General features: G+C 61.3%; 9 protein-coding genes and 1 tRNA gene. 6 read left to right on the top strand and 4 right to left on the bottom strand.

Going from position 1 to position 8,940, the window contains the following annotated elements; all coding sequences use genetic code 11:
* Positions 1 to 223, bottom strand: a 223-nt coding sequence (locus EX00_RS31865) for a hypothetical protein (RefSeq protein WP_210165816.1), incomplete at its 3' end; no start/stop codon positions are given.
* A gap of 32 nt (positions 224 to 255) precedes the next feature.
* Here EX00_RS31865 and EX00_RS11940 point away from each other — a divergent pair.
* Positions 256 to 332, top strand: a tRNA-Met gene (locus tag EX00_RS11940).
* Positions 333 to 438: 106 nt separating this feature from the next.
* Here EX00_RS11940 and EX00_RS11935 read toward each other — a convergent pair.
* Entirely contained in the window at positions 439 to 1,326 is an 888-nt protein-coding gene (locus tag EX00_RS11935) for an amino acid ABC transporter substrate-binding protein (protein ID WP_047457751.1), read from the bottom strand.
* A gap of 192 nt (positions 1,327 to 1,518) precedes the next feature.
* Here EX00_RS11935 and EX00_RS32135 point away from each other — a divergent pair, with 192 nt between their 5' ends.
* The 3 genes from EX00_RS32135 (at position 1,519) to EX00_RS11925 (ending at position 4,086) form a co-directional block, all read left to right on the top strand.
* The gene (locus tag EX00_RS32135) at positions 1,519 to 1,653 is read left to right on the top strand and encodes a hypothetical protein (protein WP_267884725.1); all 135 of its coding nucleotides are present in this window, start codon (positions 1,519 to 1,521) and stop codon (positions 1,651 to 1,653) included.
* Positions 1,654 to 1,756: 103 nt separating this feature from the next.
* Positions 1,757 to 2,443 carry a cysteine hydrolase family protein gene (locus EX00_RS11930; RefSeq protein ID WP_047457417.1) on the top strand — a complete coding sequence of 229 codons (687 nt, stop codon included), beginning with the start codon at positions 1,757 to 1,759 and terminating at the stop codon, positions 2,441 to 2,443.
* A 125-nt stretch (positions 2,444 to 2,568) separates the two neighbouring features.
* Positions 2,569 to 4,086, top strand: a complete 1,518-nt coding sequence (locus EX00_RS11925) for a S10 family peptidase (protein WP_047457413.1) — start codon at positions 2,569 to 2,571, stop codon at positions 4,084 to 4,086.
* A 38-nt stretch (positions 4,087 to 4,124) separates the two neighbouring features.
* Here the strand turns inward: EX00_RS11925 and EX00_RS11920 are convergent, their stop codons facing one another.
* Positions 4,125 to 4,742: a TetR/AcrR family transcriptional regulator gene (locus EX00_RS11920; protein WP_047457410.1), complete on the bottom strand. Its 618-nt coding sequence runs from the start codon at positions 4,740 to 4,742 to the stop codon at positions 4,125 to 4,127.
* A 79-nt stretch (positions 4,743 to 4,821) separates the two neighbouring features.
* On the opposite strand from EX00_RS11920, the gene EX00_RS11915 reads away from it, so the two are divergent.
* Positions 4,822 to 5,451 carry an NAD(P)H-dependent oxidoreductase gene (locus EX00_RS11915; protein WP_047457407.1) on the top strand — a complete coding sequence of 210 codons (630 nt, stop codon included), beginning with the start codon at positions 4,822 to 4,824 and terminating at the stop codon, positions 5,449 to 5,451.
* Positions 5,452 to 5,468: 17 nt separating this feature from the next.
* Here EX00_RS11915 and EX00_RS11910 read toward each other — a convergent pair whose 3' ends face one another.
* The gene (locus EX00_RS11910) at positions 5,469 to 6,980 is read right to left on the bottom strand and encodes a mechanosensitive ion channel family protein (protein WP_047457404.1); all 1,512 of its coding nucleotides are present in this window, start codon (positions 6,978 to 6,980) and stop codon (positions 5,469 to 5,471) included.
* Positions 6,981 to 7,188: 208 nt separating this feature from the next.
* Here EX00_RS11910 and EX00_RS11905 point away from each other — a divergent pair, with 208 nt between their 5' ends.
* Positions 7,189 to 8,775, top strand: coding sequence for an aldehyde dehydrogenase (NADP(+)) (locus EX00_RS11905; RefSeq protein WP_047457402.1), 1,587 nt, complete (start codon positions 7,189 to 7,191; stop codon positions 8,773 to 8,775).
* The last annotated feature ends 165 nt before the right edge of the window (positions 8,776 to 8,940 follow it).

Raw genomic sequence — 8,940 nt, 5'->3', positions numbered from 1 at the left:
AAATCTTCTCATCACCAAGCGGCTCAAGCCGTGTTACAATAGGCCGCAGCAAAGCGGCCTTTGTGCTTCCTGAAGGAAGCAGCAAGCGCTTCTGGAATATCAGGTGGGTCGACCCCGAAAAGGTGCCCGCCTTACACGAGACAAATCCTTTGGATTTGCTCGGATGACGCAAGCCGGCAAAGCCGACTTGCTGTGGTGAGACAAACTCTGCGAGTTTGCTCACTCGCGATAAACCCAAAGGGTTTACGCTGGTAACGCGGGGTGGAGCAGCCCGGTAGCTCGTCAGGCTCATAACCTGAAGGCCGCAGGTTCAAATCCTGCCCCCGCAACCAAACATTCCAAAAAAAACAAGCCGCGATAAACAATAGCCCCCTCGTGGGGCTTTTGGCCGTTCTGGCGTAACCGAGAGAGCCCAGAGCTCAGTTCAGATTCTTGGCCTTACTCCGGAATCGACTGAGTCATGATCTCGCTGCGCAGAACAGGCCCCTCATCCCCGAAATAAGTCTTCAGCAGCTTCGGAAAGTCGTCGGACTGATAGAACTGGGTAAGCGCCTGATCCACGAGGAGGCGAAAGGTGGAGTCGTCTCGTCGTAGTGCGATCCCGTAGGGCTCATGCGTGAACAGCCGGTTGCCGATAGCCAGCACCGAGGGTGCGTGGGCATGCGCGGCAAGGCTGATGAGAAGAGCGCGGTCGGCGAAATAGGCGTCGATCTTGTGGTTTTCGAGCGCGTTTAGCCCGTCCTGATGGGTGGCGAAATCGACGACGCGCGTTTGCGGGACATCGGGGCCGAGTGCTTCGCGCAGCGTCGCGCCGGTGGTGGTATCGGAGCGGACGCCGATGATGCTTGCCGAGGGCGATTTCGTGTCGGCGGCCCGGGTCGGGCGCTTATCGAGGAAGAGGATCTGCAGGTATTCGGGCGAATCCTTGCGCAGCAGCGCGCTTGCGCCGGTCAGGAAGATCGGCTGGGAGAAATCGACGCTTTCGCGCCTGGCAAGATTGATGGTGATGGCGCCGCAGAGAAGGTCGATCTGGCCGTTTTTCACGGCATCGAAGCCATCGGCAAGGGTGATCTCGACATAGTCGCGCTTCACCTGCGGAAGCTTGCGCATGACGGCATCGGCGATCTTGCCGCAGAGATCAATGGTGTATCCCGCCGGATTGCCGTCCTTCTTCTTGAACGAGAAAGGTGCTTCGTCGATGATATAGCCGATCCGGATGGTTCCCTTCTGCGCGATAAGGTCGAGCGTTTGCGCGGCGGCCATATGGATTGAAACACCAAGGGCGAGGCCAGCCAGAACCAACCGTCTCGAGCATTTCGCCAGCATGATCTTCATCTCCGAAAGAATGGTGGCGACCGCAAGCGCTTGAGGGGAGATTATGGTCTGGCCGGCATTTGTCAACGGTGGATTGTCTTGCGGAAATCTCGCGGCATGCTTGTTGTATTCCGGAGTGGCTATGATCGCAGGCGTGGCCAGCGGAGAGCATGACGGCCCGCCCATCGGGCGACCGGCCGGCTGGTGGATGAACGTTGGGCGGAAATTGCCAGCGCGGAGGAGATCGAAACCATCAAGCACGCCTTGCAAAGCCTGCTCGGCAAGCTACAGGGCGAAGATGGGATCATGATCGGATCCAAAGAGCAGGCCGGCTCTTAAAAAGATCGTCCAGGCTCCCTGCCGCTCTGCTCCGAGATCACGAAGAATTTCGTTATCATTCTGCGTGTTTTCACTTAATCCAGTGGGAATTGGAGAAAGTGTCATGAGACATATCGGCAGCGTGATGCGGAAATCGGCTTTTGCCTTCGGTATTGGTTTCATCGCGCTCAGCGCGTCCATGGCCCCCCTCGGCACTTCGGCGGCGTCCGCCCAGACCATCATTGACGACTGGCAGAATGTGAAGCCGCCAGCGGCACCGGAGTTGAAGCCGGTGACGGTCGATCTGAAGACGACAGCACTATTGATCCTCGACTTCAACGGTGCGCAGGATCCAACCAAGGGACCGTGCAACAAGAATACCAAGCCGCGTTGCCTCGCCTCCGTGCCAAAGGTCAAGACGATGCTTGACGAGGCGCGCGCCAAGGGTGTGTTCGTCGTCTATAGCCTCGCCGGCAAGGGTGAGCCGCAGGATATCGCCACCGACCTCGCGCCGCTGGCAAGCGATCCGATTGTCAAATCCGGCCCGGACAAGTTCGTCGGCACCAATCTACGCGATATCCTCTCCGACAAGGGCATTACGACGGTGATCGTCACCGGCACGGCCTCCGAGGGCGCGGTTCTCGATACCGCCACCGATGCGGCGCTGAACGGCATGAACATCATTCTGCCGGTGGACGGCATGTCGTCCACCGAGCTTTACGCCGAGCAATATGTGGCCTGGCATATGGTCAACGCGCCCGGCGTCTCGCAAAAGACGACGCTGACCAGGATCGACATGATCAAGTTCTGAATCGCCCGTCCGATTTGATGGAGGGATCGGCGATCAACATCTCTTGAGTTCCCGCCCTTGCCATCGGTGGAATAGTATCCGGGACGACGGCGTCGATGCGCGGGGCCGATGGAGGATGCGTTCCCATGTCTTTTCGCCAGATTGTTCCGGGCCTTGCGCTGGTCTTTTCCCTTGTCTCGACGCTGGCCTTTGCCGCGCCGCCGGAGCAGGGCCACACTGGCGGCGGGGGCGGCGGCAGCGTTCTTTCCCTGTTGCCGGCCGACGCGGTCAGCGATCATGTGCTGAATGCGGATGGCAAGAGCATTCCCTATACGGCGACGGCCGGAACACTCGATCTTTTCGGCCAGGATGGCGCGCGCACGGCGGCGATCTTTTATACCGCCTATGTCGCCAAGGATCGTAATCCCGGAAGGCCGATCACTTTCGTCTTCAATGGCGGGCCGGGCGCTGCCTCGGCTTTTCTGAGCCTTGGCCTGGTTGGCCCGCGTATTCTCGATTTCGGTCCCGACGCCCGCGACGGCGCCAATGCCAAGCTTGTGGACAATCCGCAGAGCTGGCTGAATTTCACCGATCTCGTGCTGATCGATCCGATCGGTACCGGCTGGAGCCGCACGGTCAAGCCGAACGACGCCAGTGATTTCTATAATGTGCGTTCGGATGCCGACAGCCTTGCCAAGGCGATCGCGTTATATCTCACGCATAATGGGCGGGCCTCTTCGCCGAAATATATTCTCGGCGAAAGCTATGGCGGGTTCCGTTCGGCAAAGGTCGCCACCAGCCTCCGGCGGGAGCAGGGCATCTTGATTTCCGGCATCGTCATGTTGTCGCCGCTGATCGAGGGGCGGCTGGTCTTTGGGGCGAATGATCTGGCGTTCGGCGCGGCCCTCGGATTGCCGTCTCTGGCGGCCGCCGAGCTGGAACGGAAAAATGTCTTCAGCGAGCAGGGGGTTCGGGATGCCGAGACATTTGCGCTGAACGAATATCTGCCGGCGCTGGCAGGCCCGCCGCCGACCGGTGATGCCGGCCGTGCCTTCTATGGGCGTGTGGCCAAGCTGACGGGCATCCCAGAAGATGTCGTCGCCCGCAACCAGGGCTTTCTCGGTGGGGTCTATCAGAAACATTCCGATGGCGGAGATGGCGATGTCGCCAGTATGTACGACGCCTCGTTCTTGGCACCCGATCCCTATCCGCAGTCGGATGCGGAGCATGGCGGCGATCCGATTCTGGATGGTTTCGTGCGCGCCTATGGCGGCGCTTTTTCGAGCTATGCGCGCGACGAACTCGGCTTCCACACCGACATGACCTATACGCTGCTGTCGAATTCCGTGAACGAGCAATGGAACTGGGGCGGCCGCAAAGGCGGCTCGCGGCTGAGTGCCAGCGCGACGGACGATATCAAGGAGATGCTGTCGCTGGTGCCATCGTCCCGGCTGCTGGTGGCGCAGGGTTACAGCGACATCATCATTCCCTTCGGCGTCAACAAATATGTGCTCGATCACATGCCGCCGGCCCTTGCCGATCGCGTGGCGCTGAAGCTCTATCGTGGCGGGCATATGTTCTACACACGGCCGACGTCGCGCGAGCAGTTCAGCGAGGATGCCAAGGCATTTTTTACGACGAAGCCTGCGGCGCAGTCGAATTAGAGCCTATGGTTGTCGTAACCGTCCGGGACACGGTGCTCTCAGACGTTTCTAGCAACCATCCCGACGATGGTTTCGAAGAGTTCGGCTTGCGCTTCCGCAGCCGTAATGTCCCCTGTCGCCGCGGCATAGGACAGGGCCTCGGCCGCGCCGAGCATGGCCCATAGACCAGCGGAAGCGATGGTGCCGGTCTTTGCGAATGGTGCGAGGGCGATCCGGCATTTCTCGATGAATACCGTCTCATAGTCGCGCTTGATCTTTTCGAGTTCCGGTGAGCCGGCCAGGGCCGCGATCACGCCGGGTATTTCTCGCCCCTGAAGCAGCACGCAATCGACATAGGCGGAGGCGATGACCGACGCCCTGTCCGTCAGGGTCGGCTCGCTTGCCTGAAGTGCGGCATCCATTGCCGTCGTCTGCCGAGCGTCGAAATCCTGGTAAAGGGTGGCCAGCAGGCCCGGCCGCGTGCTGAAATGATCGTAGACGACGGGTTTGGTGATATTGGCTTGCTCGGCAAGGCGCCCAAGCGTCAAGGCTTCGGTCCCCTCTTCACGGATCACACGCCATGCGACAGCCAGAAGCTGGCGGTGCCGCTCCTCTCTCGTTAACCGGCGGCGCGGTGGTGAGTTGGAAGCCTGTTTCAGATCTTCGGCGCTTGACATTGCTATATACCAAAAGTAACTTACTAAAAGTATATAAGATGTTTTCCTAACCCGCAACCCGTTCGCAGGAGTTTTTACCATGCACGCGCTTATCGTTGTCGCGCATCCCGATCAGACGTCGCTCAGCCATAGTGTCGCGGCGCATATTGCCGAGGGCGTGTCCCTGGCCGGAGAGGGCGATACCTTTGAAATCGCCGATCTTGCGGCGGAGGCTTTCGATCCGCGATTCACCGCAGCCGATATCGCCCTCCATTTGAGGCAGGCGCCACCCGCCGCCGATGTCGCAGCCGAACAGGCGAGGATCGATCGCGCCGATGCCCTCGTGCTGGTCTATCCCGTCTATTGGTGGTCGATGCCGGGGCTTCTCAAGGGATGGATCGATCGGGTGTTCACCAATGGCTGGGCCTATGACGAGGGTCCGGACGGAAAATCGGTGAAGAAACTTCGCCATCTCAAGGTTCATCTGGTTGCCATCGGCGGCGCCAGCCTGCGAACCTACGCGCGGCACGGCTATTTCGGCGCGATGAAGACGCAGATCGACCACGGGATCTTCGGCTACTGTGGCGCACGCGTCGTCACATCCGAGCTTCTGCTCGGATCGGAGACACAGGAGGTGTCGTCTCACTTGAAGGCGGCGCTCGCCGTCGGCCACAATCTCTTCCATGTATCCAAGGTATCCAAGCGAACCGAGGCGGCGGACGCGGCGTGAAGGGTTAGCGGCAAGTTCTAATCATGCTGTATCTGAAACAGATGCTTGATGCGGGCACTCAGCGAGCTGACGGGGGCGCCGTTGACCAGCATGTTGCTGGCGCCGAAGAGGTGGTGTTCGGCCTCGACGCGTTTTGAGAGGATAGCTCCCAGCTCCTCGGCGAGGGAGGGGCGGTCGCGCAACAGGGGCGCCAGGCAATCCTCGCCGATCTCGTAGGTGACCACGAAGGTCAGCGCCCGGATCGTGCCGACTTCATCTGCGTCCATCAGCAAGCCGCCTTCGCCGAAATAATCGCCGGGAGCAAGCCGTGTCAGTTCGATTTGCCGTTGTGCCTCTTTACGGGTGATGCTGACAACGCCGGAGCGCACGATCGTCAGCGCCCGCAGCCGCGTTCCCTGCTCGGCGATAACGGTATCCTTGCGATAGGTATGGCGCTGCATATGCGATGCGAGGTGCTCCTTCTCGTCTTCGGTCAGCGACGAGAACAGTGGGATATTGTTGAGCAGCCGCCAGGGCGTGCCCGGATGCTGGGCGATGCTCGCCGCCGTCTCGGCCCGCTCTTCCGATGGCATCATGATCGCACCGGGAGGGCCAGCGAGTTTCAGGCCGCCTGCTTTCGAATGACGGTAGATGAGATCGTAGATTTCGTTCTTGGCGGCGGTGGTCTGCGATATGTCGCGGATGCGGAAGGTCAGTTGCAGTTCCACGGCCTGCGCGTCGATCGAATTGACCATCACGCTGGGTTCGGGCGTCTTCTGGATCGCGTTGCAACTGATCAGAACGTTGCGCATCACCTCGGCGATGACGTTCGGCTGGGTAGTCGGCTGGATGCGCACGGTGATGGTGACGCCGTGGCTTTCGTCCGGGCTGGAGAGATTGGTGATCCGCGTCTTGGCAAGGGTGCTGTTCGGAATAACGACGAGGTCGTTTGTACCGTTGAGCAGATGCGTGGCTCGCCAATTGGTCTCGACGACGCGGCCCTGGATATCGTTGTCGAGCACCACCCAATCGCCGATGGAATAGGGCCGACCGAGATTGAGCGCCAGGCCGGAGAAGACATCGCTCAGCGTGCTTTGCAGCGCCAGGCCGAGAATGATGGCGAAGACGCCGGAGGTTGCGATCAAGGTGCCGATGGGGACGCTGAAGACATCGGCGATGACGGAGAGGATAGCGCCGAGATAGATGATGCCGACGACCACATCCTGTAGCAGCCGGCCCTCGCGCGGCTTACGTTCGAAGATCAGGAACAGGCGGACGAAGGCGACCAGTACCCAGGCGCCGTTGATCCACCAGACGATCTTGGCGAAGCCGGTGAAGACGCGCAACGTCACCGTCTCCTGCGGCGGGCTCTGCTCATAGGGCACGATGCCGTGGTAAAGCAGCAACGCGGTGAGGCTGACGAAAAAGGCGATTTGGCCGATCAGCCGTCCAGCACGCCGGTGACGCAGCAGGAAGCGGCTGGCAAATGTGCCGACGATCACCAGGATACAGAACTGGACGATGGGATCGGCGAGAAGCGCAATGGACATGAGGACTTTGCCGCAATCAATCGTTCGGATGGGCGGTAAATTGGCACGAACCGTTCTATAATGCCATATGGCGACGGTCGCCGCCTTATCTCCCCGGCCAAGGCTTGATATTTAGATGACGATTATCATCTTACATCTGTCATTTCATCCTGCTATCTGCTCCTGACGGGCGCACCTCCCAGCGCCCCGGCATCATCAAGGAATACCCATGACACAGTCTTTTGTGATTAGCGGCGATCTGCTGATTGGCGCGGAGTCGACCGGTGAAAACAAGTCCGCCCGCGCTATCAACCCGGCGACCGGCGGAAATCTCGAGCCGGCCTTCGCCATTGCCAGCGAGGCGGAGGTCGCCCGCGCCTGCGCGCTTGCTGGCCAGGCGTTCGACACCTATCGCGCGACCACGCCCGAAGCCCGGGCGACGTTTCTCGAGACCATCGCCGACAAGATCATGGAGATCGGCGATATACTGATCGAGCGCGCTACGGAAGAGACTGGCCTGCCGGCTGCCCGCCTGCAGGGCGAGCGCGGCCGCACCGTTGGCCAGCTTCGGCTGTTCGCGCAAGTGGTTCGTTCCGGCGAATGGCTCGACCTGCGCGTCGATCCGGCATTGCCGGAACGCAAGCCGCTGCCGCGCCCGGATCTGCGCCTGCGCCAGATTGCGCTCGGCCCTGTCGCCGTCTTCGGCGCCAGCAATTTCCCGCTCGCCTTCTCGGTTGCCGGCGGCGATACCGCTTCGGCGCTGGCGGCCGGCTGCCCCGTCGTCGTCAAGGGCCATCTCGCCCATCCGGGTACCGGCGAACTTGTGGGACGCGCCATCCGCGCCGCCGTGGTCGCTTGTGGCTTACCGGAAGGCACCTTCTCGCTTCTAACCGGCGCCAATGAAACCGGCGCCGCGCTGGTGCGCAATCCGCATATCAAGGCGGTCGGTTTCACCGGCTCGCGCGGCGGCGGTCTGGCGCTCGGCGCGATCGCGGCCGCACGGCCGGAGCCGATCCCGGTCTATGCCGAGATGAGCAGCGTCAACCCGGTCTTCCTGTTTCCGGCAGGGCTTGCCGCCCGCGCCGAGGCAATCGGCACCGGCTTCATCGATTCGCTGACGCTCGGTGCCGGCCAGTTCTGCACCAATCCCGGCCTGGTCTTCGCCATCGACGGCCCTGATCTCGACCGTTTCGTCGAGGCTGCCAGCGCAGCACTGACCGGCCGCGCACCGGCGCCGATGCTGACACCCGGCATCCATGCTGCTTTCGACACTGGCGTTGCGGCTCTGGCCGACCATGAGGCGGTGAAGACGGTTGCTCACGGTGCGCCGGCCGAAGGCGTCAACCGTAGCCCGGGTATCTTCTTCGAAACCGATGCCGAGGAATTCCTTGCCGATGAGCGGCTCGGTCACGAGGTCTTCGGTGCGGCGAGCCTGCTGGTGCGCTGCAAGGATATCGACCAGATGATCGCCGTTGCCGAAAAGCTCGAAGGCCAGCTCACCGCGACCCTGCAGCTCGATGCCGGCGATCACGCCACTGCCGCCAAACTGCTGCCGGTGCTGGAACGCAAGGCCGGGCGCATTCTCGCCAATGGCTGGCCGACTGGTGTCGAAGTCAGCCACGCCATGGTGCATGGCGGCCCGTTCCCGGCGACGTCGGACAGCCGCACCACCTCGGTCGGCACGCTTGCCATCCGCCGCTTCCTGCGTCCGGTGTCCTATCAGGATATTCCGGACGGATTGCTGCCGGCTGAATTGAGAGATGAAGGCGTCAAGGGCCTGCCGCATCTGCTGGATGGCGTGCGCGGGGGTAACTGAGGAGCCCCTCATCCGGCCTGTCGGCCACCTTCTCCCCGTTTTGACGGGGAGAAGGGGATTAGGCGCACCCACCACCTTCCCTCCAATTACTCATTGGACGAGGGTACAGAGGTTGTTCCCTCTCCCCGTCAGAACGGGGAGAGGGCTAGGGTGAGGGGCAATCCC

Origin of the sequence: Martinezella rhizogenes (genome assembly GCF_000799715.1) — a bacterium.
Taxonomy (GTDB): domain Bacteria; phylum Pseudomonadota; class Alphaproteobacteria; order Rhizobiales; family Rhizobiaceae; genus Rhizobium; species Rhizobium rhizogenes_C.
The sequence above is the reverse complement of the archived record's forward strand: the minus strand, read 5'-3'. Positions and strand labels throughout refer to the sequence as shown.

Bases quoted from the DNA above. Each gene is read 5' to 3' on its own strand.
- EX00_RS11935 (WP_047457751.1), bottom strand. From the start codon at position 1,326: ATGCTGGCGAAATGCTCGAGACGGTTGGTTCTGGCTGGCCTCGCCCTT.
- EX00_RS11930 (WP_047457417.1), top strand. From the start codon at position 1,757: ATGAGACATATCGGCAGCGTGATGCGGAAATCGGCTTTTGCCTTCGGT.
- EX00_RS11925 (WP_047457413.1), top strand. From the start codon at position 2,569: ATGTCTTTTCGCCAGATTGTTCCGGGCCTTGCGCTGGTCTTTTCCCTT.
- EX00_RS11920 (WP_047457410.1), bottom strand. From the start codon at position 4,742: ATGTCAAGCGCCGAAGATCTGAAACAGGCTTCCAACTCACCACCGCGC.
- EX00_RS11915 (WP_047457407.1), top strand. From the start codon at position 4,822: ATGCACGCGCTTATCGTTGTCGCGCATCCCGATCAGACGTCGCTCAGC.
- EX00_RS11910 (WP_047457404.1), bottom strand. From the start codon at position 6,980: ATGTCCATTGCGCTTCTCGCCGATCCCATCGTCCAGTTCTGTATCCTG.
- EX00_RS11905 (WP_047457402.1), top strand. From the start codon at position 7,189: ATGACACAGTCTTTTGTGATTAGCGGCGATCTGCTGATTGGCGCGGAG.